This is a genomic window from Vibrio sp. MarTm2, assembly GCF_027587055.1.
GTDB lineage: Bacteria > Pseudomonadota > Gammaproteobacteria > Enterobacterales > Vibrionaceae > Vibrio > Vibrio sinaloensis_D.
The window spans coordinates 79,785-104,437 of the sequence record NZ_JAPPTK010000008.1; the positions used below are offsets into that span (position 1 = coordinate 79,785).

General features: G+C 45.1%; 21 protein-coding genes and 1 CRISPR repeat array (1 of these 22 only partly in view). Of the genes, 16 read left to right on the top strand and 5 right to left on the bottom strand.

Features of this window, described 5'->3' with window-relative positions:
• Positions 1–28: 28 nt before the first annotated feature.
• Positions 29–607 (bottom strand): class I SAM-dependent DNA methyltransferase, encoded by a 579-nt coding sequence (locus tag OH458_RS15310; RefSeq protein WP_038141138.1) that lies wholly within the window; start codon positions 605–607, stop codon positions 29–31.
• A gap of 145 nt (positions 608–752) precedes the next feature.
• On the opposite strand from OH458_RS15310, the gene OH458_RS15315 reads away from it, so the two are divergent.
• Together OH458_RS15315 and OH458_RS15320 are read left to right on the top strand one after the other, a co-directional pair.
• Complete coding sequence (locus OH458_RS15315) at positions 753–1,631, top strand: LysR family transcriptional regulator (protein WP_005472238.1); 879 nt, start codon at positions 753–755, stop codon at positions 1,629–1,631.
• Positions 1,632–1,838: 207 nt separating this feature from the next.
• Positions 1,839–2,732 carry a cation diffusion facilitator family transporter gene (locus tag OH458_RS15320; protein WP_269978964.1) on the top strand — a complete coding sequence of 298 codons (894 nt, stop codon included), beginning with the start codon at positions 1,839–1,841 and terminating at the stop codon, positions 2,730–2,732.
• 16 nt (positions 2,733–2,748) lie between these two features.
• On the opposite strand, the gene OH458_RS15325 is transcribed toward OH458_RS15320, so the two are convergent.
• Positions 2,749–3,195 (bottom strand): GNAT family N-acetyltransferase, encoded by a 447-nt coding sequence (locus OH458_RS15325; protein ID WP_269978965.1) that lies wholly within the window; start codon positions 3,193–3,195, stop codon positions 2,749–2,751.
• Positions 3,196–3,416: 221 nt separating this feature from the next.
• Between OH458_RS15325 and OH458_RS15330 the strand changes: the two genes are divergently transcribed.
• The 3 genes from OH458_RS15330 (at position 3,417) to OH458_RS15340 (ending at position 6,361) form a co-directional block, all read left to right on the top strand.
• A complete protein-coding gene (locus OH458_RS15330) occupies positions 3,417–4,091 on the top strand; it encodes a response regulator transcription factor (RefSeq protein WP_005472294.1) in 675 nt (224 codons plus the stop codon).
• A complete protein-coding gene (locus OH458_RS15335) occupies positions 4,075–5,361 on the top strand; it encodes a sensor histidine kinase (RefSeq protein WP_269978966.1) in 1,287 nt (428 codons plus the stop codon). Before OH458_RS15330 ends, OH458_RS15335 begins: the two co-directional genes overlap by 17 nt.
• 64 nt (positions 5,362–5,425) lie before the next feature.
• Positions 5,426–6,361: a universal stress protein gene (locus tag OH458_RS15340; protein WP_269978967.1), complete on the top strand. Its 936-nt coding sequence runs from the start codon at positions 5,426–5,428 to the stop codon at positions 6,359–6,361.
• A gap of 50 nt (positions 6,362–6,411) precedes the next feature.
• Here the strand turns inward: OH458_RS15340 and nagE are convergent, their stop codons facing one another.
• The 3 genes from nagE to OH458_RS15355 all read right to left on the bottom strand — a co-directional run bounded on the left by nagE (position 6,412) and on the right by OH458_RS15355 (position 10,476).
• On the bottom strand, positions 6,412–7,887 hold the full coding sequence (gene nagE, locus OH458_RS15345; RefSeq protein ID WP_269978968.1) for an N-acetylglucosamine-specific PTS transporter subunit IIBC: 1,476 nt from the start codon (positions 7,885–7,887) through the stop codon (positions 6,412–6,414).
• 92 nt (positions 7,888–7,979) lie between these two features.
• A complete protein-coding gene (locus OH458_RS15350; protein ID WP_269978969.1) occupies positions 7,980–8,414 on the bottom strand; it encodes a GNAT family N-acetyltransferase in 435 nt (144 codons plus the stop codon).
• Positions 8,415–8,583: 169 nt separating this feature from the next.
• Positions 8,584–10,476, bottom strand: coding sequence for a methyl-accepting chemotaxis protein (locus OH458_RS15355; protein ID WP_269978970.1), 1,893 nt, complete (start codon positions 10,474–10,476; stop codon positions 8,584–8,586).
• Between the two features lie 407 nt (positions 10,477–10,883).
• Between OH458_RS15355 and OH458_RS15360 the strand changes: the two genes are divergently transcribed.
• From OH458_RS15360 to cas6, 11 genes are all read left to right on the top strand, one after another.
• On the top strand, positions 10,884–12,797 hold the full coding sequence (locus OH458_RS15360) for a pyridoxal-dependent decarboxylase (protein WP_269978971.1): 1,914 nt from the start codon (positions 10,884–10,886) through the stop codon (positions 12,795–12,797).
• 276 nt (positions 12,798–13,073) lie between these two features.
• Positions 13,074–13,310, top strand: coding sequence for a hypothetical protein (locus OH458_RS15365; RefSeq protein WP_005472369.1), 237 nt, complete (start codon positions 13,074–13,076; stop codon positions 13,308–13,310).
• A gap of 364 nt (positions 13,311–13,674) precedes the next feature.
• Positions 13,675–14,292 (top strand): PGAP1-like alpha/beta domain-containing protein, encoded by a 618-nt coding sequence (locus OH458_RS15370; protein ID WP_269978972.1) that lies wholly within the window; start codon positions 13,675–13,677, stop codon positions 14,290–14,292.
• A gap of 65 nt (positions 14,293–14,357) precedes the next feature.
• Positions 14,358–14,624 carry a hypothetical protein gene (locus OH458_RS15375; protein ID WP_269978973.1) on the top strand — a complete coding sequence of 89 codons (267 nt, stop codon included), beginning with the start codon at positions 14,358–14,360 and terminating at the stop codon, positions 14,622–14,624.
• Positions 14,625–14,970: 346 nt separating this feature from the next.
• Positions 14,971–16,788 (top strand): Cas10/Cmr2 second palm domain-containing protein, encoded by a 1,818-nt coding sequence (locus OH458_RS15380; protein ID WP_269978974.1) that lies wholly within the window; start codon positions 14,971–14,973, stop codon positions 16,786–16,788.
• On the top strand, positions 16,781–17,395 hold the full coding sequence (locus tag OH458_RS15385; RefSeq protein WP_269978975.1) for an RAMP superfamily CRISPR-associated protein: 615 nt from the start codon (positions 16,781–16,783) through the stop codon (positions 17,393–17,395). The genes OH458_RS15380 and OH458_RS15385 overlap by 8 nt, the downstream gene beginning before the upstream one ends.
• Entirely contained in the window at positions 17,395–18,960 is a 1,566-nt protein-coding gene (locus OH458_RS15390; RefSeq protein ID WP_269978976.1) for an RAMP superfamily CRISPR-associated protein, read from the top strand. Before OH458_RS15385 ends, OH458_RS15390 begins: the two co-directional genes overlap by 1 nt.
• On the top strand, positions 18,957–20,345 hold the full coding sequence (locus OH458_RS15395) for an RAMP superfamily CRISPR-associated protein (protein WP_269978977.1): 1,389 nt from the start codon (positions 18,957–18,959) through the stop codon (positions 20,343–20,345). The genes OH458_RS15390 and OH458_RS15395 overlap by 4 nt, the downstream gene beginning before the upstream one ends.
• A gap of 1 nt (position 20,346) precedes the next feature.
• The gene (locus OH458_RS15400) at positions 20,347–20,841 is read left to right on the top strand and encodes a hypothetical protein (protein WP_269978978.1); all 495 of its coding nucleotides are present in this window, start codon (positions 20,347–20,349) and stop codon (positions 20,839–20,841) included.
• Positions 20,841–23,078 (top strand): TIGR03986 family type III CRISPR-associated RAMP protein, encoded by a 2,238-nt coding sequence (locus OH458_RS15405; protein ID WP_269978979.1) that lies wholly within the window; start codon positions 20,841–20,843, stop codon positions 23,076–23,078. The genes OH458_RS15400 and OH458_RS15405 overlap by 1 nt, the downstream gene beginning before the upstream one ends.
• Positions 23,075–23,953 (top strand): CRISPR system precrRNA processing endoribonuclease RAMP protein Cas6, encoded by an 879-nt coding sequence (cas6, locus tag OH458_RS15410; RefSeq protein ID WP_269978980.1) that lies wholly within the window; start codon positions 23,075–23,077, stop codon positions 23,951–23,953. Before OH458_RS15405 ends, cas6 begins: the two co-directional genes overlap by 4 nt.
• A 204-nt stretch (positions 23,954–24,157) precedes the next feature.
• Positions 24,158–24,653: direct repeats of the CRISPR family, unit length 35 nt; unit sequence GTATTAGACGTACCCGGTTTAGACGGGATTAAGAC (it continues 32 nt past the right edge of the window).

Here is a 24,653-nt window from a genome sequence, read left to right on the forward strand (position 1 = left end):
ACGCCGGGCTTTGTGAGTAAATGCTGGTTTATTTTTTGGCAACAGCCATCAACACCTTGAGTGTACCTTGCGGAGTCTCTATCTCAAATGGAGTCGTTACGGTGACTTCTTCGAAGCCGACACTGGTCAGCACTTGCTCGACGTGTTCGTAAGTCATGCCGCCCACTTCATCTTGCTCTGACAACCAATCCCAATGCACAAAGTGATTTCCTTGGTCCAACAAGCTATAGATGATATCCGCAACGTCTGCATAGTTAGGAAGAAAGCTACACACCGAAGACGCCACCACAAGGTCAAACTGATCACGAAACGCAGGGTGCATTGCAACCAGTCCACGGCTAAGAATATCCACCACTGGCTCGACGTTTTCTAGCTCTTTCCTATCGAGCTGCTCGATCATCGCTTCTGAGCTATCAAGCGCGACAATCTCTTTCGCCAATGGTGATAACTTTTGGCAAAGCAATCCCGTCCCACAACCAAAATCCAGAACGCGAGCGCCTTGAATATTAATGATATCTGACAACGATTCGAACGCTTTGTTTGCGTATTCGCCGGTCGATTTTTCTTTGTCCCAATCTGCCGCGATATCATCCCAACTAGTAGCCATCATGATCTCCCTATAACTTCATTCATTTGGCATCGCCCAAGAGTATCAAAACTGCATGAAATTCCTAGCGTTTCGTTCCGCAAAACGGACAATCTGCGATTATTGTTGTACTATCTGGCAAAAGATCTTTCATATCGACTAAACAATGAACTTATCTCAAATCGAAGCATTTTGTAGCGTCGCGGACACAGGTTCCGTATCGGAAGCCGCTCGTCAACTTGAGTGCAATCGCACCAAGCTCAGTATGGCAATCAAAGCGTTAGAGAAAGATTTGAGCATTGAACTGTTCGTCCGTAGCGGTAATCACTTGGCCCTGTCCGAAGCAGGAAAAGCAATCTACAAAGACTGTCAGAATCTACTGGTTACCGCGGCACGTATTCGCCAAACTTGCGCCCAAGTGTCCGGGGAGTTCAACGCCGAAGTATGGATTGCGCGTGATGACTCCCTGCCTGATGAAATGTGGCATGAGCTCTCTCATAAACTTAATAACCGCTTCCCGGCGACCGCATTCAACATTGTTCTTGCATCCAGTGGCGATCTTGCCAACCTTGTTGCCACCCAACAGGTCGACTTTGCATTCGGAGTCGATTATGAGCGAATCGATGATCCCCACATCACCTATCAGCCACTAGGGAAAATCCGCATGATGTCGGTATGTCGCGCCGATCATCCCCTAAGTAAAATGCGCCGCGTGTCCGATGACGAGCTGCGTAACGCCATGCAAGCTGTCATGGTTTACCTGAATGAAAAAGACAACCCAGAACTTCAGCCGTTTTCTCTCAGACACATTGGATTTTCCAGCTTTGATTATATGCTCAACACGATCTTGGAAGAAGAAGCATGGGGCGTGTTACCTGAGCCTTTGATTCGTCATTTGTTGAGAAAACAAAAGTTAGCGGTGATCAAACACACCTACGGTTTAACCCAAGAAGACTACTGCATGTTTACCGCAGCAGGCATGACTGAACACCCTGGAATGAGTTGGCTTGCAGACAAATTGAACGAATACTTGTTCGATTTCTAAACGGTTATTCTTTATTTTAAAAATATTTTGACGGTCAAAATCACTGACCGCCAAAATATTTGACACCAAATAAAACATTTAACCCATTGAAAAATAAACACTTAGTTGAAACCATCTTTATCAGTAACGAGCACTCATACCGATAGAGTTTGTTAAATGGTCAGAAATTCAGAAAACTATAGAGGTACTTTCCATTGAGATAATTTTATGTGTGCTAGGACAAGCTTAAACGAAAAACGAATACTGACCTTTTCAGCCCTTTTGGCCTCTGGCTTCGCGGGTGGTGGCTTAGTGCTTGGTTTGCTTGTCGGCTCGCTAGTGATTGTTTTTGATGGCGTCTATTCCTTAGTGAGTTTACTGTTAACTTTATTGTCACTCGCTGTTTCTCGCTACATTGAGCGTCCGTCCCGTAGCCAGTTTCCGTTTGGTAAAGCCATTCTTGAACCAGTGGTGATCGCCATTAAAGGCAGCGTGATACTGTTGGTTGTGGGTTACTCACTTTATTCGGCTATTCAGTCCATGTTTACAGGCGGCCGTGAAGTCGATACCTCAATCGCAACCCTCTTTGGTTTGGTCAATGTCATCGGCTGTGGTTACGGTTGGTATTACATTGCTAACAAGTCAAAACGTTTCTCTTCAGGATTGATTGAAGCAGAAGCAACCCAGTGGCAAATGGATACGCTCTTGAGTGTTGCGGTCACATTAGGCTTTATCGCAGCATGGCTAGTCTCGTTGTCATCGTACGCAGAATACGCCGTATACGCAGACCCAATGATGATGATTTTGATGTCTTTCTACTTCATTAAGGTGCCGTTTGATATGCTCAGAGAAGCGATGCGTGAACTGCTGATGATGAAACCCAGTGACGATATCATTACCACTGTCGACACGGAAGTCTCAGCATTAGACCAACAGGTTGAGCAACATCTGGAAGTCGCGGCTGTGACCAAAGTAGGACGAGAGCTTCGTGTCAATCTTGATGTTCACGCCAAAGGCTCACAAGTACCCGTGGCGGAGCTTGAGAAAACCCGCCGAGTGCTCAAAGACAAACTGTCTAAGCTCTCTTTGGATCTTAATCTGACAATGAACATTGCTAGTTAAGCCGCTCTATGCGGCTTTACTCTTTTAGGTTAAGAGCCATCGATAGAAACGCTTCGTCTTGCTCCACCACTTGATAACCCAGTTTTTGATACAGTGACGTCGCGTCACTGTTAACAACAAAGCTCGATAAGGTCACTTTCTCGCAGCCAGCACCTTTCGCCATTTGTCCGATCTGTGCCATTACTTGCTGACCAATGCCTTTTCGTTGCCTATCAGGAAATACGATCAAAAAGTGCAGGTGAAGCGCGTTTTCGTATGGCTTAAAACAGGCGAGAGCCACTTGCTCTTTGCCTTTGACTACCCAATGAAACCAAGATGATTGGTAGCTGTTTTTCAATCGTTCGCGCTGAAAATCATCATCCCAGCCGAAGACCTTATCAACATAAGTAAACAACCCTTGTTTCACTGCATCAAACAGTCGCTCAAATTCATTCGTTTCGACCGTAACAAACTCTAACTTCATCCAAGTTCCTTCTTGTCTGCCCAAGATTAAGAAAACTTAATGTTTCATAAATCCTACCTCAATGGCAAGGAGAAGATAATGAAAGCCTCTAATATTATTAGAGTTTTTCGGTTTACCCCCTAGACCGTTATGGCTCGCATTAGTCACGCGAGCCTTCTTTTTATTCCCCCCAATCGCTGGCGAATCGGATATGATATGACACGCGTAAACAAGGAGTGAATGTGAAGCTGCTGATTATAGAAGATGACCAAACAACGCGAGAATTTGTTGCTAAGGGACTGCAAGAGCATGGCTACACGGTTGATCAAGCAGAAGATGGCAACAGTGGTCTGATGATGGCGCTAAGTGGCGAGTATGACTTGGTGGTATTAGATAGAATGTTGCCCTATTTGGACGGCATGAAAGTCCTATCTGCAATCAAGGCCACTTTAGAGCATTTGCCCGTCCTTATTCTGAGTGCCATGGACAGCGTCGAAGACCGCGTCGATGGGCTTCAAGCAGGCAGTGACGATTACCTCATCAAACCCTTCGCGTTGGCAGAACTTATTGCCCGTGTTGATATCATCATTCACCGTAACCAACGTCAAACTAAGCCGCATTCTACTCTCAGCTATGACTGCTTAACGGTCGATCTCCGTGCGCATCGCGTTACCTGCAACAATACCGAGTTGCAACTTCAGCCCAAAGAGTTCCAGTTGATTCAGCACTTTATTGAGCACAGTGAACAGGTTGTCTCACGAATGCGTTTGTTTGAGAGTATCTGGAGCTATCACTTTGATCCAAAAACCAATGTCATTGATGTTCACGTAGCCAACCTGCGCCGTAAACTTGAAGAAGCGGGATGTCGCGATCTATTGCACACGGTTCGGGGAGCGGGTTATGTCCTTCGTCGATGATTATACCCTCACGCGATCATCTGTTTTTAAAACCTTAATCGGGCTTTTTTTGGTTATCGCTCTCATTAACATTATGGTCGTGCGGCAAGTCTACATCGACTCTGACAGCTTTCATCGCGAGCAACTCACCAAACAACTGAATGACGAAATCATGGAGTTCAGTTACCTCGCCGAACAGAGTCGGGAAGAGGTTGAAAAGCTACTCCAAGCGAAAAAAGCGTCCAATACCCCTTTCTATTATCGCTTGATAGAACACATTGAGCCGACTTACACCACTCAGTTCTATCCGATTAGCTCACTGCCCAATGACACGACCAATATTGCAATTGGAGATAACGTTAAACTCGAAATTGGCGTCAATCCCCAAGTAGTCGAAGCGTATCGAAACGCGCTGGTGCCCATCGTCCTTTCTAGTATTGTGTTACCCATTGCAGTTATGTTGGTCGCGGCTCTGTTTTTCACCATTTTGATCTTGCGTCGACTCGAAAACGTCAACAAAGCGATGAACCGAGTCTTGTGCGGCGAGCGCGATGTGAAACTGGAGGTATCTCAACAAGACGATGAGTTTGACATTCTCGCCATCCACCTCAATTACATGATTGAACAGATGGCGAAAAAAGAGCAAACATTGAAATCGCTCACGGTCGGCATGGCCCATGATATGCGAACACCGATGGCGCGCCTTAAGCTGAGGCTAGAAGATGTTCTGTCACATCAGCAGTTAAATCCCGCTCAGCAAGCTCAAATTTCTGCGTGTCACGACGAGTTGGAGCTGATCTTATCTTTGTTCAATAGCATGCTAGAAATTGCGAAAATCAACAGTGGTCAAGTTACCTTACAGGCAGAGCCCGTTGATTTAGCTAAAATCAGCCAAGATGCGATTGAGTTTATCTCGCCTATTGCCGAACAAAAACAGCTTTCGCTCACCTTTCGGCAAGACCAAATCTGCCAAGTCAAAGGGGATCCGTCGCTTCTGTTCCGAGCGATTTTTAATCTGGTTGAAAACGCCGTTAAGTACACCCCAGAAAATGGCCAAATCAATGTGGTTGTTGATTGGTTAGGTGTTGTGGTTGCCGATAGTGGAATCGGCATTGCTGACAAAGACAAACCCTACGTGTGCCGACCGATGTATCGCGCTGACAAAAGTCGCAGTGAGCATGGCAATGGCTTAGGGCTATCATTGGTTGATGCGGTGGTTCATCAGCACGGTGCCGAGCTAATATTCAAAGATAATCACCCTGGCTTGCGCGCACGCATTTTATTCAATTAAACCTTACTAAATTAGTGGCAATTTTACCTCCTAGCGTCAAGACTTTAAGTAAAAGGAGGTGACTATGCAACAATTCAACAACATACTCTTTCTCAGTCAAGGAGTGATGGACAATCGAGAGTCCCTTGCACAATCAATTCGTTTAGCATGGCGGAATAAAGCCAAACTAAAAGGGCTTGTTGTTTGCCCTCACCTACCCAACGACATGAATGACTATGATGATCAGTACGAGACTTGGCTAATGGAGTCAATGCAAAGTCTTGTACAAGAAAGCCTCGTCGAACAAGACATGTCACGCGAAGACCTGCAGTTTCCTGTTGAACTTATTGTCGCAGATAAGCCGACGGTCCAAACCATTCGGTACGTTCAAGAACACGCGATCGACTTAGTGATTAAAGATGCGGAGCCAAATCAGTCTCGCAGCCGCGGTCTACGTGCTATAGATATGAGCCTGCTAAGAAAATGCCCCTGCCCTGTTTGGCTAAATCGTCCGTCAGAAAAACCACGAAGCAAACAACGTGTCGCGGTAGCGGTTAATCCAAATGCCACCACAGACGAAGAGAAAACGCTCTCAATCCAACTCCTTCAGCTTGGTCGTTCTATTGCCGATAGCTGTGACAGCCGTCTTCACATCATCTCTTGTTGGGAATACGTGCTCGAACATTATCTAGACGATCATATTTGGATAAAAGTGTCGCAAGATGAGCTCCAGCAACAGATTGAACTGGCGAAACAGCAACACTACGAAGCCCTTCAAACGTTGGTCGAAGCCTCTGAGATAGGGGGCGATTTAGTGATGCATCGCTTACATGGTACGCCCGACGCAGAAATCCCTCACTGTGTAGAGGAAACCGACATTGATGTGTTGGTGATGGGGACACTCGCTCGAACTGGCATCCCTGGCGTGGTGATCGGCAACACTGCTGAGAACATCGTTCAGAGCGTCAACTGTTCTTTAGTCGCCCTTAAATCCAAGCAGTTTCGCTCTCCCATCAAATAGAGAAAAACCGAGTCACTGTGACTCGGTCTTTTCGTCTTACTCCCGCTTTACTATGTGCTCATAGAAGGCGTAAGGGATTGTGACTCTGAAACTTGCCTCATTGCGTGGGCGATGTCTTCCGCTTCGGTGCCTACAATCACCTGAAGGTTATTGTTGCCCATTTTCACCACACCAAGCGCTCCAATCGATTTCAACGTCTCTTCGTTCACGACTGAGATGTCATTGAGTGTTAATCGTAAACGAGTGATACAAGAATCGATCGTTGCCAGATTCGCTCGTCCGCCTAGCGCTTTGACGTATTGCAGCGCCTTTTCATTGCTGGTTGCTTCATTGCCTTGCTCGACCAGCACATCTTCACGCCCCGGTGTTTTGAGGTCAAATTTTAAGATGGCAAAACGGAACACAAAGTAATACATCGCACCGAAACAAAGACCTTGCAAAATCAGCATGTAAGGTTTGTTGGCCAACGGCAAATTGAACGACAACACAAAGTCAATTAAGCCGCCGCTGAAGGTAAAGCCCGCAATCCACTGCATACTTGCAGCAATATAGAGTGATAGCGCCGCTAAAAGAGCGTGAATGACGTACAAAACAGGCGCAACGAACATAAAGGCAAACTCAATCGGCTCTGTGACACCCGTCAGAATCGCAGTTAGTGCAGATGCGCCCAAAATGCCGCCTACTTTCTTTTTGTTTTCAGGCTTCGCGCAGTGATACATCGCCAAACACGCTGCTGGCAGACCGTAACCCATAACAGGGAAGAAGCCACCTTGGTAGATGCCCGTAACACCGAGTTCACCGGTACCCGACCAGAATTTACTGATGTCATTGATCCCCACTAAGTCAAAAATGAAGACTTGGTTAAGGGCATGATGCAAGCCAATCGGAATCAAGAGTCGGTTGAAGAAACCATACAAGCCAGCACCTGTCGCGCCAAGCTCAGAAATCGCGATACCAAAGTCCACCAGTGCGCCATAGACAACAGGCCATACATAAACCATGACAAGACTTATGGTGATCGCAGTAAGAGAGGTAACAATAGGGACGAATCGTCGACCACCAAAGAAGCCAAGTGCAGCTGGAAGCTTGATTGTATGAAAACGGTTATACAGCGTCGCAGCTACGATACCCATCATGATCCCAGTAAAGGCACTCACTGCCGCTTTCGATGCGATGACCTCGGATGAAGACATCTGATCGACGGGAACACCGGTTATCTGCGATATCACGGCGACATTGCCTACAATCATCTCGATAATCAGTAACCCAAGCAATCCCGACAAAGCAGCCGCACCATTGTTATCCTTGGCAAGCCCGTATGCAACACCAACCGCAAACAACCAAGCTTGGTTGTCCATAATACCCTTGCCGCCGTATACGAGTATTGTTGCGAGCGCACTGTTCGCCCCCCAGCCCGCTGGATCTATCGCGTAGCCCAAACCCAGCATTAAGCCACCCGCAGGTAGCACGGCAATTGGCACCATCAACGCCTTGCCGATTTTTTGTAAGTAACCGAGTATATTCACCTTTTGTCCTCTTGGTTAATTGTTATGAATCTAGAATAACCAAGTGAGGATTAAGCCTCGGTTGAGGGAAGATTAAGGTTTGTTAATGTAGTTTAAGCCTCTGAATTTGATGATGAATTAAAAGAGAACATCCTGACTTCGTCACGGGGATGCCACCCTTGGTAATGATAAAATGCCTGCGCCTTTAGGTTGTCATTGGCGACAAATAAGTGGGTTTTCGCAATCCCTATCTGTGCAAGCGCGTTGATTGATAACGAAACTAGATGTTTACCGATACCGCTGCCCCTTTCTTCATTGCTCACCGCGAGGTGTTGCAAGTAACCTCGTCGCCCATCTGTACCCACAAGCACGCAGCCAACGATAACTTTGTCTTTTTGGGCGACATAACTTAACCCTGGATTTCGAATCAAGTAGTGTGAAATACTCTGCTCGGAGTCAGCGTCTCGGAGTAGCATATGCTCGGTTTCACTCCATAGCACTGCGACTTGGGAGTAATCGGAAATATCCATTTCTCGGTAGGTAATCATAGTGTTCCTTGTCTTTTAATGACTCTCTGTAACGTGTTGTTTTCTTAATCGATTAGACGTGTGTTTGAAAGAATACAACGAGAGAAAAGAAGAGAACAGTATGTTGGCATCAGGAATACTTTGCCAGCCCCTAGAGCAGGGGCTGGTTTAAGAAGATTAAGACTCTAGGTTACCTTAGTTTAAAATTGGCAACTTGACGCTTCAAATCATCATTGGTGTCATTGAGCCGCTCAGCCGCTTGAACCGTTTGCTGGCCACTACTGACTAATGCTTCAACGATATCTCGAATCGACAGCATATTACGGCTTAGCTCTTCTGCCACCGTACTTTGCTCTTCGGTTGCCGCCGCTATCTGAGTGCTGACATCATCGATCTCATTGACCGAGTTACTCATCACCTTCAAGCTTTGAGAGACTTCTGAGGTTTTATCCGCCGTCTCTTGGCATTGATTCTTGGTCGCCGTCATTGCCGTTACCACCGTTTCTGTCCCGTTCAATAGTTGGCTAAGCATATCTGAGATTTCCATGGTGCTGTTTTGTGTTCTTCCCGCCAGCGCTCGTACTTCATCCGCAACAACGGCAAAGCCGCGTCCCTGCTCTCCCGCTCGCGCTGCTTCAATCGCCGCATTGAGCGCAAGCAAGTTTGTTTGCTCAGAAATTTCACCAATTACACTAAGAACGTTACTGATCTTATTCGCATCTTGATTCATGGTCATGATGCTGTTGGACATCTCTTCAACTTCAGTCACCAACGCACTCACCGTATCAACCGCATTGTTGACGATAGCCAGCGATGATTGTGCTTCTTTGCTCGCTTCATCGGTAATACGGTTCGATTGAGTCACGTTCTCAGCAACGTTACGCGCACTTTCGCTCATCTCAGTAATCGCCGTGACCACTTGCTCTGTTTCCTGAGAATGGGTTAGCAGCTTCGCTTCGTTGTCACGTGCCGTTGAACCAAGTTGACTCACACTCACCGAAATATTTTGGCTGGCATCGGAGATGTGCAACATCATCTCTTGCAGGTTGGCAACAAACTGGTTAAACCCAGCACTCATTTGCGCCAAATCATCATCCCCTTCAACCGCGAGTCGTTGAGTTAAGTCGCCATTACCCTGAGAAAGGTCCAATACAGCGCGTTTCAGCTTGAGTAAAGGACGATAAGCGTAACGCAAAATAAAGAAGATAGCGCCGCAGCTCGCGAGTAGCAGTATAAATCCTGTCGTCAATGACTCATACATCGCGCTGTAAACTGGGGTCAGTGCTGTGGCCTGATCCACAAACACCATCAACGTCCAATACATGCCCGGTGCCAAGTTGACCCGTTCGAAGTAACCATCAAATTGAATACCTAGATAAGGGAACGTCATATGACCCGATTCTTGTGAAAAGAACATACGTTCCATTTCTTGAAAGTTAGGGCTGATTTGCGACGGTGTTCTGCCTATATCCGATGGGTCGTCACTGGCAAAAAAGACCGCATTTCTATCCGTGAGGGTTGCCGCCCCACCAGCAAAACGCAGATTGCTCACGGCGGTAATGATCTCTCCCAGTTGGATGTCGCCAAGCAATACCCCGACAAACTGACCGCCATTCATGACTGGCATCGTAACGCTGATCACTTTCTGATTGGTAACCTGATCTTGATAAATATCAGTGAGCGTCACTCCACCTTTGGCACGAGCCGCTTTGTACCAATCTCGCGTCCTGAAATCGTACTTAGTGCCGTCGATAGACATATAAGCTCGGCCATCTTCGTACGTCATGATCACATTCGACAATTGACTGCTTTGCGCCAAGATAGTCACCAACCTTTGATTGGCTTCATCACTCAACTGCGAATTAAAACTGTCTGCTCCATTTTCTATCGCCGTGATCTTTTGCTTCATCATTTGCTCAAGTTCTGCGACATGAAAACTCAGTTTGTCCGACGTTTTAGCTACCAAGCCTGTGACCATTTTGTCGCGCATTGCTAAAATATTGAGCGTTCCGAGAACAATCAAAGACACAGCCAGCAAACTACCTACACCTAGGTATATTCTTGATTTAAAGCCTAAATTCATAACCAACTCCACTCACCTCATGAGCCGTTTCAGAGTTAGGTACGATTGCCAGTCATTTTAATTAGTACCGCGCAGTACACGGTGTTTACCGGTCAACCTTCCCTAGCCAACACTGAGTCGCTAAACGAATTACGCAACATAGTGCCTATAACTACGTTTAGTGCCCATCTGGCAAATATTCAACATTCAATCGATAATTTGGCGAAATAATTCTCACTACTAACTTTAAACTCACTTAAATGTCGAATAATTGCGCGCAGCAACACGATTTAACATCTTACTAATTTGGAATCCAGATCACTGTCTATAGTCACCTATACACGACCGATCGTGTTGGCTAGGTGGCGAAAAATGGCTCTCGCCACTTGTTCCTGAGACAAAAATAGAATCAATCTTGGAGCAAAAATATGAGTGACAACAAAGAAATAGAGTACGGACCTAAGCGAATCCCTTGGGAGCATCAAGTTCCTGACTTCGCCAAAGAAAGGATCTCGCCTCCATCGGCGGATCCCATTCAAGTTTACGCAGAGCGAAATTACGATTTTCATTACACCGAGCAAGCCATCAATGGATTTGATGTCGAGCTCCCCCCCTCTGGCCAAAGTTGCCAAGAACAAAACAGTGTTTACGAACAAATCCTTGCTTACGTCGACTCACAAAAAGAACGCTTTTTAGGCTATCAAACCGAAGAGAATATCAGCTATAAAACTCGCCTCGCCCCTTTTCTTAACGTTAGCCTAAACAACGTTGGCGACCCCTTTGTTAATGGTAACTACACCATCAACTCTAAGTGCGTCGAACGCTCAGTGCTCGACTATTACGCGTCACTTTGGAATGCCACTTGGCCCTCACAAGGTCCTTACATCGACGAAAATGGAGACTTTCAAAAAGGGGTTGGCGACAGCTATTGGGGTTATGTGCTCACAATGGGAAGCACCGAAGGAAACCTGTATGGAATGCTCAACGCTCGAGACTATCTAAGCGGAGTAATGTTACTTGAAGAAGAAATCCGCGCAGAGACAGATAAAGGCGAAACCATCTGCAACAATCAGGTCTACGCTCACTACCCTAAAACCCCACAACACAAACCCAATGCCTATACACCCGTGGCGTTTTTCTCAGAAGATACCCACTACTCAATCGTAAAAGCGATGGCGGTTGAGAAGATCGAAACATTTGGCGATCTTGGCAATCGACTCTACCCCGACGAAAACCCTGTTAACCCTGGTCAGCCTTGGCCCATGGAAGTGGAATCTGAAGGACCAACCGAGACACTACCTGCGGGCTCTGGTGCAATCGATGTGGATAAACTCATCGCGTACGTCTCCTTTTTCGCTTCCAAAGGCTATCCTATTTTGATTGTTCTTAACTGCGGAACCACATTTAAGGGCGCTTACGATGATGTCGACACCATTACCCAACGGCTAGAGCCCATCTTGAAAGAATACGACTTGTGGGAGCGCGAGGTGCTTGTTGACCCTGACGATCCAACCAGCGGATATGAAAAACGAACAGGTTACTGGCTGCACATCGATGGCGCATTAGGCGGAAGCTACGTACCCTTTATTAAGATGGCAAAAGAGAGCGGTCGTTACCGAACCTTCTTTGGTGGAAATAACGGCTACACAGGTCCAAACTTCGACTTTTCTAACCCTATGGTGCACTCAATTGTTACCAGCGGGCACAAATGGCCTGGCGCGCCTTGGCCAACAGGTGTCTATATGACCAAACAAAAATACATGGTCTCACCGCCGGATGATCCAGAGTACATCGGCTCTCCAGATACAACATTTGCTGGGTCACGAAATGGGCTTTCCCCGCTGGTTCTATGGGAATATTTCGCTAGAAACAGCTTTACCGATCAAATGAAGATGACGATGCGAGCCCAAGAGATGGCACTCTATGCCCATAATAAGCTCACTGAAGTTGCCGACTACTGGGACGCGAAGTTTGAGGGCAATAATAGCGTCTCTTTTCCTGAGAAACTTTGGTTACAAAGAACACCGCTGTCATTGTCGCTGATTTTCTGTCAACCCAACGAAGAGATCATCTTCAGATACTCGCTGGCGAAAGAAAGCACCACAGTAAAAGTGGAGAGAGATGGCAAGCTCGAAGATGAAGTGCGTCATTACGTCCACCTCTTTACGATGTGGGATGTTGATGAGCAACTGATTGATAATCTTTGTCAGGATTTGATGCAAGATGATGCGTTCAACCCCGACCTATTCCCGAAGGTAACCAGTCAGAAGTTGCACAAAGCGCGTGTTAAGAATTCACTTCGTCAGGTGCGTTTGCCTCTCAAAGGACGTTCTTTCCGCTAAGTGACAACACAGACCTCTTGTCGCCCTACAACAAGAGGTCTTTACCCATCTTCAAATTGATTTAGATCAACAGAAAGTCAATTATTGATCACACCAATAGAATGCGTCATTTCGAGAGAAGCTGGGTTTATCGTTTGAAGATTAGAGAGTTATCCAACTGAGTGTGCAGTCCAATGGACTAAACGAAAGTTTAGGTGGTTTTTTTTGCACATAGATAAACTGGCTATCACTGTCTAAGCTTTACCTCAATGTTTACCAAAGTTGGAGGGATTCCTTTTGGATAAGTTACTCACATCTGCATTTCATGCAAAACGTCGCACGGAAGTGACAAGCTTGTTTGCAAGTGAAGGTTATAAGATTGCTATGACAGATTTTGATGATGTCATTTTCGAAAGAGCCAGCGTTCAAGTTCATTGCCACTTTGATCGCTCTGCATCGATAGAGACCATCTCGATTACTGACGAAGTTCATCACGAATCACACAGTATCCTAGATGATCTCACCGCAGCCTAACGGATAAGATTCGTCGCCGCACTTGAGTAGAAACTAAAAAGCCATCGTATCAACCTACTGTCGAAAACCAGTAAGGGGACGATGGCTCTTGATTATTCAGAAATGCATTTATGTCAAATACAATATAGTTCGATATTTTTGTGAAAGCCATTTAACACTCAGTAGTGGCCTTCACCTTAATCACCAGTGGGTTCATTTCTTACTATTTCCCCTATCTATTTTTCACACCCAACCTATTTAACGTGCAAACACCGCATCGTTAGTGCTGTTTCGTTATTTGGAATGGCATACAAACACTAAAATTTCACTGGATTCCTTGCAATAAAACACTGTATTATTAGAGCAACGTTTGCGAGGACACCCTATGAAAATCATCATATTGCATGGACTCTATATGCATGGAATGGTCATGCAGCCTCTGAGTCGAAAGCTACGCAGTTATGGCTATAGAACAAAAGTCCTGACCTACAATAGCGTTGCGATCCATCAACACCGTTTGTTTAGTATGATCGACAATGCGCTGAGTCCAACAATGCCAAATATACTTGTCGGACACAGTCTGGGCGGTTTGGTGATCAAACAATACCTGCAATCTCGCCATCCAAGCACCACCAAGATTTCACACGTAGTGACCATAGGATCGCCGCTTAGAGGCGCCTCGATTGTGACTCGCTTACAAGAACTTGGCATGGGCACATTGCTAGGCAATTCCCCTCACTTTGGACTCAGCGAACATCATGACGAATGGTCTTATCCGCAAAAGCTCGGCAGCATTGCTGGTACGTTGCCTATTGGTGCTCGAGCCCTACTGTTGATGGACAGACGGCTTCCTTCAGACGGTACGGTCACGGTTGAAGAAACTAAGATCCGCGGAATGACGGATCACATAGAGACGCCAAAAAGCCACACTAGCTTGATTTACAGTACTTTCGTACCCGACCAAATACACCACTTTATTGAAAACGACGAATTTCAGCACTAACGCGTTGAAATCGCTTCAGATGAGGTGTCGGTTGTCGATATGATTGAAGTTAAACAGTATTAAAAATGGTAAAATTATTTATGCGTAAAGACGTTGTCATCGGGTTGTTCTGTATTATGTTCAGTTTGCTTGGTGTCATTTTCGTGCTCGCCGGTGATTCGCAAACGCCTGTCTCGCACTGGCCATTAGAAGCATTTGCAGGGCTGGTATTTTCTCTCGCATGGGGGCTAGGTCTGTCTGACCTCAATGCTATTGTTTTAAGCCTCATGCTCATAAACCTGTTTGCCTTTATCGCCTTTGTGGTTGGCCGTCAGCTTTCAAGAAAAGTATAAAATGTATAAACCTATTGAATGATAATAAGTCTTTACCTTTGAACCAGTTATCTCTCATCTAGAGAGTGGCAAACGAGAATATCCCAACCATTCTTGGCACAGCCTCTCCTTTTTTGCCCTGTTATATTTATTAATATATCGATAGAAAACGAATAAAGTTAAATTCAGTTCACAAAATCCATACCAGAACAACTCCATTCCTAAAACCTTGATATGGGTAATATTAGCTTAAATTCTATTTATATAGCCTATGCAAATGTGTTGAATCATAGTCCAGCAATATTTGCATCCTTCTTCATTAGATGCATGTAAAACTGTTCAAGGCCGAACTATTACGAGGTGGTTAATGGGAATGTTTCACTGCTATCTATTTGAAGCAAAATCGATCCAAGGGTATTTATTCCAATCTGGAAAACTCAAAGATGTCATTTCAGCATCGGAGCGACTCGATAAGTTGATAGACTCAGGATTGGATGACAATGGAAACACCGTATCAAGTGTTCTAAGTCATGTAATAACTGCTGCTAACTTAACATCAGACATCCATGTTGATTATTCAACCGAAACCGGACCTAGTGAAAAAACCTCGCTTCGTTTTCTTCGCTGTAAAGGGGGCGCTTTCTACTGCTACTCCAACGAGAAACAGGCGGTTCAACGCTTAAGATCACTTTGGACGCTTACCCTCAACCAGTTATTTCCATCTCTAGAATACATAGATGCGCTAACAGAATCTGACTCACTACAAGATGGCATCGATGAAGCCTTCAAAGCACTTGCAGCCAGCCGAAATAAGCCTCAAGTAAAACTACCGCTAGCATTGACGATCTTTGAACGCTATCAAAGAACGGGCAAAAGCGCCGTTCCATTAAGCGCGCAGGCGATGAAGGCAAAACATGAAGAAGAAGATAAAGATCGCTCCCTTGATATTGATGTAGAAAAACATCGTCAAGCCTACCAGACATTAGAAATGCGTGATAATTCATCATTGCAAAAGAAATATACTCCACCCGAAATCACCGTCGACTATCCATTAAACTTTAATACCCAATTTCCGTTTCAATCAGAGCAAAAACTAAAAGATCTAGGCGCCGAGCAAAGAGAAGCAATCAAGGACATTGCGTTAATTCATATTGACGGTAACGGTATGGGCCTTCTACTGATGGCGTTGAAAGAGAAACTAAAAGTTCTAAGTGATGAGGAATATTTAAAGGGATTTAGAACCTTCTCTGACGCTTTAGAAAAAGCAACTGTCCGAGCTGCACGAATGGCAACGTTGAAGCTCTACGAAACTGTCAGGATAGAGCTTGACGAAAATCCACAAAATAGAATTACCTTACCGATGCGCCCAATCGTACTAGGTGGTGACGACGTGACACTCTATTGTCGCGCAGATCTTGCACTAGACTACGCAAAACAATTTTGCAAAGAGTTCAAAAAAGAGTCACAAATTGCACTAGAACCAGTATTTAAGAGCTACTTCAGAAAAAGTGAAAGCCACCTTCATCCCTACATTACAGCAAGTGGCGGCATTTTGTACCAAAAAGCCAGCCACCCGTTTACCCAATCCCACGATCTTGTTGAACTATTAGCCCTCAAGGCCAAAAAGCTAACAAAGAGCATCTACGGCACCGACGACAAAACCAAGGTCGGCCCAGCAGCCCTTGCTTTATACCGCATATCGAATGCAACCCAAACCACATTGGAAGATTTGATTGAAAATGCGCATATTCACACAATGGATTCAGGTGAGATAATTCAACTTGGCCAAAATGCTTACTTCGTAGACGACGAAAATATCGACGGTAAAGTAACTCATCATCAATCCCTACCAACATTAGAAAAACTCAGAGACCAAAGTGATATTTCCATTAAACGGTGGAGAAAAATTGCTACGTTTCTCGCTCAGGGAGACCTTCAAGAGGCAATTCGGATTTTTGACAGAGCGGTAGTACTTGCAAACAAAGAGGAAAGCGGAAAAGAAAAACAACTTCTGAGCGTTGAATTGCTAAAAGTGCTTGCGAAGCAAACAAGTGGATTCGAACATTTTTACTGGCCTACGGATAGTTCGCACGGCTACCAAACTATCATCTCAGACCTTTTGATCATCGACCATTACAAACCATTAGATTTAAAGGTACAAGACAAGGAGCCCGCAGATGCCTAACCAACAACTGACTCTTAGTTTTGATATTCGCTCAGAATGGCATATTAGTACAGGTGATGAGGGCGGAGCATACGCCGACGCTTTGATGCTAAAAGATCAAAACCATTTGCCCTATATCTCCGGTCGCTCAGTTAGAGGCCTACTCAAAGAAGCGTTTCAGATAGCGCAAGACAACCAATGGCTTGTAGATCAACCCCATCTAGTCAATCTCTTATTTGGTGAAGAGGGAGAACAGACCTCTTCGCAAGGCCTCCTTAGAATTACCAATGCAACATTAAGTGGAGAAGAGATCGCTTATTTTAAGGAGCATAAACAGAGTGGTGCCCATAAACAGTTGTACAGAGTTCACTACGCCACCGCCATAGACAACCGCACCGGTGTTGCCAAAGAAGGTAGCCTACGAGGAATGGAAGTCGCAGCACCAATGACGCTTACCTCCACAGTGAGCCTCAACAACCACCACCCTAATGTTAATGAGTTTGATAACTCTACACTGGTTGAACTTATCAATAGTGTTACTCCCCTTATCACTAACGTCGGCGCAAAAAAACACCGCGGCTACGGGCAAGCCTTCGTCACCGTTGACATTCGCCAAGGAGGCAAATAATGCGACTCTACTTCAGCCTCAAAACCATCGACCCAATCATTGTCAGCCAAAATACAGCAACGACTATGAATCATAAAGGGTTGGACTATATTCCCGGCAGCACTCTACTTGGCGTAGTTGCTTCTTCACTCTACAGCCAGATCGACGATAGCGAATCTTGGGATATGTTCCACAGTGGCCAAGTTCAGTTCGGGCCATGCTATCCAGTTGCCGACCAGCAGCTATGCTTACCTACTCCATCAAGCTGGCACTTCGACAAATTGGCAACACCCATTATCAACAGCCAATACCAAGCTGATGAGATCAGCAATCATGCAAACAAAAGCTTCGAACGCGATAAGCAGACTCAATATAAGCAGTGTCGTGACGGTTATATAAATGCCAATGGTAAAGTCGCCAATGTACAACGAAATATCGTCACCAAAACCGCAATAGATCGCTCGAAAGGCACGGTAAAAGAAAGTCAGCTATTTTCATACTCTTATATCGAGCCAGGACAAACCTTTATTGGCTGGGTTTACTGTGAAACTGAGCAACAGAGAAAGCATATCACCACACATTTATTCGGAGAAAAGCACATTGGACGTTCGAAGAATAGTGAGTTTGGCCGAGTAAAAATCACAGAGCAAACAACCCTATCTGATCCCCAACCAAACAATACCAATGATGAGTTAGTTCTTTGGTGCCTCTCTGACAGCCAATGCGTCAATAAACTAGGGCTCCCAACGCTAACGCCTAGCTTAGCCGAGCTAACTGATGGCGCAAATGGTGAGTTAGACTACAGTCGCAGCTTTATTCGCCATAACAGTGCCAGCCGATTTAATCAAACGAGAGGAGGCCTAGACAGTGAACAAACCTGCATTGCTAAAGGTTCAGTTCTGGTTTTCAAAAACGTCTCGATCTCTGAGAGTCAACTACTCACACTCGCAAATAAAGGCATTGGCATAAATCGCCAACAAGGGCTGGGTTGGGTCTATGTCAATCCCGAATGGGCGAATTCTTCCACGCTCTCTGAAGGGCTTTTCTCAGCGAAAAGCATCGATATTCGCTCAAACACCCAACTACAAAAGGGTACTAAGCCATGCTCTCCGTTAACTCAATGGGTTGCAGCAAAACTAAATACCCAGCAAGAAGCACAAAGCCAACGAGAACAAGCACAACAGCTTGCTGCTAGCATAGTGACAGCCTATGACAACGCTAGGAATTACAATCATATTGCTGCTAGCCATATTGCGGGTCCAACACGCACTCAATGGGGAAGAGTGAGAGACGTCCTGCGCCACGATGTCGAGCACTGGCTAATCACCCTATTTATGGACCAGCACGCGATATGTAAACCCAAAAATGACGAACTTGGCTGGGGTATTCACTGGCACAACGGGACTCGCCTGATCCAGTTTGCAGATCACTGCTTAGAACAGTGGCAACAACACCAACCAAGTACACTAGTTCAGACGTTAGAACTGCTTTCCCAATACGATCTTGCAACTCAAACAGACCTTGAGAAAGCCAAGAAGCGTTTTCTAAATAAGGAGACACAAGCGCAGCAAGGAGTCATCGCATGAAAATTGTCGCAACAAAATTAGTTCTAGAAACTCTAAGTCCAATGGCTATTAACAGTGGCCTGCGAGAGTTTGGTTTTGATAGCGAGCTAGTACGAGACATTAACGGCTTACCAATGCTCCCTGCAACTGCGTTTGCTGGCCAACTTTCACACCACTGTGAAAAACACTTGGGCACAGAAATGAAAGAGAAGTGGTTTGGCACGACAGTACAAGCATCAACCCTTTCTATTTCAAATGGCACCTTGCTTGACAGCAGTAACACCCCTGTCAGAAACTTCATTTCCCAAGAAGAAATAAGCAGAGATCCTTTGCTTTCACTATGTGTGCTAGAAAGACCTCATCACAGAGAACGTGTCGCCATTAATGATAGAGGTGTCGCTCGTGATACCGGAAAGTTTGACCAAATATTGCTACCAGCGGGAGTTCGCTTTGAAGTGAGCCTACATTGGTCAGATCAAAGCCGTGAAGATGGCCGCAAACTAAACGTAGATGAGTGGCATCAACTTCTCTCACTAATAGACTTACGAACCTTTGCTTTGGGCTCAAGTACGCGCAACGGTCTAGGTAACATTGCTATCATAGAAAGTACAGAGCAAGAATTTGATTTACTTGGAAATCAAGACGAAGCAGAGCGATTCGCACAATTTCGCAGCTCTGTACGCCCGCATGAACACCAACTGAAACAACAACTTGACCAAACGCGTCCAGCATTTCAACCTTATCGCTCAATTACACTCAAAGCTCTTGATAACTGGCGCTGTGGCAGTGGTGTAAACCTTCTCAGAAAAGAGCAAACATCCAAACACTACGAAGATTACTCACCAGATATACTCACCTACAGTGAGCCGTCGATCATCTGGAAAAACGACAAGGCGGAGGTTAGTGAACCCAAAGCCGTTTTATGCGGCAGTAGCATTAAAGGCATGTTAGCACACCGCCTTGCGTTTCACCTCAATCGTCATACAAACCGTTGGGCCGAAACACTAGGAGAAGCAAAACACGACCAGTGGCAAAGCAAACCGGAACAACTTAAAGAACTACTGGGTGACAGTGATGACAAACATCAAAACAGCCTGGCTGGAATTTTGTATGTGGATGATGCCCTACTCAACTATGAACACACCACCCTACGCTTCCACAACAGTATTGACCGATTTACTGGCGGAGTAAGACAAGGCGCACTTTACAGTGAAGAACTGCTTTATCAACCAGAGTTCACCATAAACCTCTATTTAACCGAGCCTTATGAAACTCTAGAAGAACCGCTCAAGTTTGCATTAGAAAATACGATCGAGGACCTAGAGCTAGGTTTACTACCTATGGGCGCAGGCAGTGGCCGAGGCACTAGCCTAGTTATGGCAAAAGCATTACAGGAAGAAGCATAAGATGAGCATTGAGTTATATAACAGCCTTGCTGATTACGAAGCATTTAACGGTGTTAACCTACCGAAGATAACGCCAGCAAGCATAACAATCACCCCTTCCTCAGGTTCTATAGATAAAATACTGGAACAAATCGCTCAGTTTAAGCCAGCAGAAGGTTGGGTGATGTATCGAGATTGCGTCTCTATTTCTCCGACTCTCCCCACACGTAAAGACATACTTGAAGCAGAATACACAAATGGCAATGACAGTTTGATCATCAAACACTTAGGTGACTCAACCTATATGGCCACTCATATAGCCAGCTCTGCCACTGACGACACTACAAGAAGTGGTTATGTGCAACAGCAGATCTATGTCAGAAATGACCTTAAAGCCAGCGCGACCACTGCAACCTACCGAATTTGGTACCAAGAGCAAGATCACAAATGGAGTCCGCTTGTTCAACAATTTATTGGGTTTGATCTTCCACAACCTAACGTACAAGGAGACGCATGATGGCCGAGGTACACGCACCCTACCACTTTGTTCCACTGTCTAAGTGGGTTTACATGCCCGATTGGGCACACCTTGTTAGCCACGATGTACCTTTTGAAGATGGGGTTTCTGGCGTCATCGAATATACTCTTACCAACCACACTCCATTATGTGTCGGTGATACTCAAGATAAAAACGGCATTTTAAAGTTTGCTCGCAATCCCAAAGGCGAACTTGTTATTCCAAGCAGTAGCCTAAAAGGAATGATCCGCAGCGTATTGGAAATAGCCAGTTTTGGTAAGCTCTCTCAAGTAGATGACAAACACTTTGCGTATCGCGATTTTCAAGATACGAAGTACAAAAGTTGGGTAGAGAACAACCAAGAGCGACAAGCTGGGTGGATCAAGTATGATGCTGAGTTACGCCAATGGACGTTCAGAAAAGCCAAGCATACGGTACTCTTTTTAGATGAATTTAGGCAAGCTCTAAAAAATCGCATATCAACTTCTCGCCATGGCTCACATGGCTATGAAAAGTATGAACAGTTCCCTCTTAGCAAAACCTTTCAGTTCAATCTAAAACCAAGAGAGTTTGTCTATGAAACGTCAAACGCTCAAAGTCAGACGGTTCAACGAGCAAAAATAGACAGAAACGGACAATGTGTTGGACACGCTATATTTAGTAGTTTCCGACCTTCAATCTATCCAATGAGTGCCGATAAAAAAAATGTAAAACTGAAACGATACCAACTCGAGAAAAGTGACCTTCAAGTCTGCACCCAACGGACAGAGTTTAGCTACGCATTTTATGACGTCGATGACTGCCCCTTCGCACCAAACAACTTTAACCATGTAGTCGCACAACTGTTTGAAAGCCATGAGCCAAAACAAGTAGAAATGATGAAACGCCATGCACACCCTGAGTATGGTATCCCCGTATTTGCTAAAGCAAATGGACAAGTAGTCTCTGCGCTAGGCTTCTCTAAACTACCCAAAATCAAATACAACAATTCGGTTCATGGCCTTATCCACTCAGCAACTGAGGCACACCTGTCAAACAGTTACTTTGACATGGCCGAACTTATCTTTGGAACACTAAGAGACAAAGAGCTGAGTTTAAAGAGTCGAGTTCATTTCAGTGACGCAACTTGCTTATCTAAACCGGATATGCTCCAAACACCAAACGTAGTGCTGAGCGAACCGCGAGCGACCTTTTACCCCAATTACATCGAGCAGAGTAAGAAAGGAGCATTAAGCAACTACAATCATCCCGACGCAACACCATCTGGCGTAAAACGTTACGTTAGCAAGTCTCCAAAACATGACAACCTATCTGAATTTAAAGCCACAGATAAGCAAGACAAAGTCAGCCATCGTTTTGAACTATGTGCTAGAAACGCTTGCTTCCAAGGTCAAATTGTTTTCCACAATTTAAAACCCGTTGAACTCTCTGCTTTACTTTGGAGCCTAGAGTTGCAAGGCAATTACCATCAAATCGGCCACGGAAAACCTTTTGGTGCGGGAGCAATAAAAATTGCTCCAACAGTGACTCGGGTTAAAGCAAATAACGGTAGAGACATCACCAACAATGATATCGATCCCGCCCTATTTGAGTCGAGTATGAATCGCCATTACCCCAACCATGATGAGCAGGGGTGGAAGACCTCCCCGCAAATAACCTATCTATTAGAAACGGCGAACCTTGAAGCAAATCAGGATGTTGATACTCGATACATGTCTTTAGACGACAAAGAGTTTCAAGACGCTAAGAAGGATAACAAAGCTCTTGCCTCTCTTCGCTCTTTACCAAGAGCAGAGAGGTTAACTAACGCCGCTACCAGCGTGAGTCTTTCATTTGGGCGCGGTAGATTAAATCGACTGTTTGACAAAACTTCAGAGTTCGATAGCAAGCTTCTCGAGCAACAACAACAGAAACTTGAAGCACTTAAAAAAGAGCATGAAGAGAAGCAACAGCAAGAACTGGAACAGCAAAAGCGTGATGCGATGAGCACTCATGAACTCAAACTTCACGATCTAACCATCAACTTAGAGCGTGTAGACCAAACCGAACGTCCGCCACTGCTAAGAGAGGCGATCACGTTTTTCTTAGAAAACGCAGACAACTCAGAGAGAGGCATGGCATTACAACTCTACACAATGGCCCGCAAATATGACTTTCATCAAAAGCCAAAGAGACGTGCTAAAGAACAGAAAGCGAGGCTTGCTGAACTTAAAGAACTGTACGGGCTTGATGTATGACCCAACATCCACTCATTGAGTTATGTCAGCATTTTAGGCTACTTAAGCTGCACATTACCGTGCAGCTTGAGCGAGATACCCATTTGCCACCCTTTAAAGGCTCACTTCTGCACGGCTGGTTTGGGCAATCCTTGGCGCGTACCGAGCCGCAGGCTTACTTTGTTTTTTTTGGTGAACACGCCAATCAACAACCTAAGCCTTATGCCATAACGCCAAGTTGTGACCACAAAACCGAATGGCGCAAAGGAGAATTCTACAGTTTTGAGCTGACTTTGTTTGGGGATGCGGTCGGATTAGATCGACAAGTCATAAATGCACTAACACAGGGGGCGAAACTGGGCTGGGGAGAACAAAAAACACCGATTAATATTATGTCGATTAGCTCATTGACACCCGTCGGGCTAAAAGCGGGAATGCATATTACCAACCTTGCGGACTGGTTGACCATTCCCTACTACCAAGCTAATGCTGAAACCGCGATAGAATTTATAACCCCCGTAAGATTGAAACATCAAGATAGGCTCATCAATACATTCGTCGATGATGCCCCCTTTTGGCTCAATCATATTCTTAGGCGGTTAAAGCAACTGACCACATTCTGGGTTGCCGACGATCCAAAGCTAATCAACACACTTTACTTGGCAGCCCAAGTAAGTGGAGATTGGCAAGTAACCAGCTCAAGCTATTATGAAGATTGGCAGCGCTATTCTGCCAAACAACAATCACTCATCCCTTTTGGGGGTGTTCAAGGTCAAGTGCAATTTAATGGCGATATTGCACCATTGGTCCCTTGGCTTGCGATTGGAGAACAACTGCAAATAGGCGGAAAGAGTACATTTGGATTAGGGAAATATCGATTAATCTTGCCAGATTAATCGGCAAACCATTAAAAATAGATATGAATAAAGGCGGATTTCCAAGCACGCCTTTAAAAACAATAGTTTAGAAACTGGCTAACAAGTGAAAGCAGTAGAGTAATGACTAGTTATGCACAATATCCAACTAGAAAAACTAATGCGTAAAATTTTGAAGCAGAGCACCTTTCTAACCCTTGCCCCACAAGGGCTGTGAGGGGTAGAGTATTAGACGTACCCGGTTTAGACGGGATTAAGACAAATGAATCGTGCCTGCCGGCAAAAGGATGGCATCGTATTAGACGTACCCGGTTTAGACGGGATTAAGACATGTCGAAAAGAATTAAGCTGCTTTAGACAGCTTTGTATTAGACGTACCCGGTTTAGACGGGATTAAGACCTTTTTGTATTTCCTCTTCGAGCAAGATTTTATCCTGCTCGTATTAGACGTACCCGGTTTAGACGGGATTAAGACTAGAACAATAACATTAATTAGTTTTTTCATAAGTCGTATTAGACGTACCCGGTTTAGACGGGATTAAGACCAATTGATAGGTATTTAAAAATCTTAGCGACCAGTATTAGACGTACCCGGTTTAGACGGGATTAAGACACAACGTTCGTAGGCTTCCCAGCCTTTGTCAAGGTATTAGACGTACCCGGTTTAGACGGGATTAAGACTTATTGAGTTAAACTACAAAATAGAGTTTAGGTACTCGTA

What these genes read in the sequence shown, in the direction of transcription:
- cas6 (WP_269978980.1), top strand. Translation starts at nt 23,075, where the DNA reads ATGACCCAACATCCACTCATTGAGTTATGTCAGCATTTTAGGCTACTT.
- OH458_RS15320 (WP_269978964.1), top strand. Translation starts at nt 1,839, where the DNA reads ATGTGTGCTAGGACAAGCTTAAACGAAAAACGAATACTGACCTTTTCA.
- OH458_RS15355 (WP_269978970.1), bottom strand. Translation starts at nt 10,476, where the DNA reads ATGAATTTAGGCTTTAAATCAAGAATATACCTAGGTGTAGGTAGTTTG.
- OH458_RS15400 (WP_269978978.1), top strand. Translation starts at nt 20,347, where the DNA reads ATGAGCATTGAGTTATATAACAGCCTTGCTGATTACGAAGCATTTAAC.
- OH458_RS15340 (WP_269978967.1), top strand. Translation starts at nt 5,426, where the DNA reads ATGCAACAATTCAACAACATACTCTTTCTCAGTCAAGGAGTGATGGAC.
- OH458_RS15350 (WP_269978969.1), bottom strand. Translation starts at nt 8,414, where the DNA reads ATGATTACCTACCGAGAAATGGATATTTCCGATTACTCCCAAGTCGCA.
- OH458_RS15405 (WP_269978979.1), top strand. Translation starts at nt 20,841, where the DNA reads ATGGCCGAGGTACACGCACCCTACCACTTTGTTCCACTGTCTAAGTGG.
- OH458_RS15385 (WP_269978975.1), top strand. Translation starts at nt 16,781, where the DNA reads ATGCCTAACCAACAACTGACTCTTAGTTTTGATATTCGCTCAGAATGG.
- OH458_RS15335 (WP_269978966.1), top strand. Translation starts at nt 4,075, where the DNA reads ATGTCCTTCGTCGATGATTATACCCTCACGCGATCATCTGTTTTTAAA.
- OH458_RS15315 (WP_005472238.1), top strand. Translation starts at nt 753, where the DNA reads ATGAACTTATCTCAAATCGAAGCATTTTGTAGCGTCGCGGACACAGGT.
- OH458_RS15360 (WP_269978971.1), top strand. Translation starts at nt 10,884, where the DNA reads ATGAGTGACAACAAAGAAATAGAGTACGGACCTAAGCGAATCCCTTGG.
- OH458_RS15380 (WP_269978974.1), top strand. Translation starts at nt 14,971, where the DNA reads ATGGGAATGTTTCACTGCTATCTATTTGAAGCAAAATCGATCCAAGGG.
- OH458_RS15325 (WP_269978965.1), bottom strand. Translation starts at nt 3,195, where the DNA reads ATGAAGTTAGAGTTTGTTACGGTCGAAACGAATGAATTTGAGCGACTG.
- OH458_RS15310 (WP_038141138.1), bottom strand. Translation starts at nt 607, where the DNA reads ATGGCTACTAGTTGGGATGATATCGCGGCAGATTGGGACAAAGAAAAA.
- OH458_RS15375 (WP_269978973.1), top strand. Translation starts at nt 14,358, where the DNA reads ATGGTAAAATTATTTATGCGTAAAGACGTTGTCATCGGGTTGTTCTGT.
- OH458_RS15370 (WP_269978972.1), top strand. Translation starts at nt 13,675, where the DNA reads ATGAAAATCATCATATTGCATGGACTCTATATGCATGGAATGGTCATG.
- OH458_RS15395 (WP_269978977.1), top strand. Translation starts at nt 18,957, where the DNA reads ATGAAAATTGTCGCAACAAAATTAGTTCTAGAAACTCTAAGTCCAATG.
- OH458_RS15390 (WP_269978976.1), top strand. Translation starts at nt 17,395, where the DNA reads ATGCGACTCTACTTCAGCCTCAAAACCATCGACCCAATCATTGTCAGC.